General features: G+C 31.8%; 1 protein-coding gene. It reads right to left on the reverse strand.

Translation table 11 applies throughout. From position 1 onward, the window contains the following. Positions 1-573: hypothetical protein (locus tag LS70_RS10265; protein WP_236096479.1), on the reverse strand; the 573-nt coding region annotated here is incomplete at both ends.

A 573-nucleotide genomic window follows, 5' to 3' on the forward strand; every position in this document is an offset into this window, starting at 1 on the left:
AACATCTAAAGAGATTTTAGGGCTTAAAATCACAGACATATCAGCCCCAAAGTTAATGGTATTCCCATATTCTAATTTTCCATAATCAAAGTTTCTATCTGCATTATAAACTCCACCAACATAAAGTGATGAAATCACAGGATCAGAATAGTTTTTTAATGCAAATCGCGCAGAGAAAGATTTAAAAGCAAAGTTCTTACTCTCATCAAAATGTTTTTCTCTTTGAATCACACCAGTTTGTAAAGTAATTTGTGGGGCAAATACTCCTCCAATACTATCTCCTGTATAAATTCCTCCAATCCACAAAGAATCAAAATCAAAACTTCTCTCTGTGTTATAAGACAAGCCAAAATCACTTACATATTCATTCTGTTTATAGCTACCATTACCTGCAATAAGAATATCAAACTTTGGCACAAGCGTATAAATAAAAGTTTGACTAATAGAAACTTGCTTTGTATCTGTCCAAGTTTTTGTATCAGGTTGTGCTACAAGTGTAGGATACATATTATAAATATAAGCATTTCCACTGCTTAAATAGCTAATACTTGTAATACTCCTTAAACCAATTTG

Source organism: Helicobacter sp. MIT 11-5569 (genome assembly GCF_000765695.2).
Classification (GTDB): Bacteria; Campylobacterota; Campylobacteria; order Campylobacterales; family Helicobacteraceae; genus Helicobacter_D.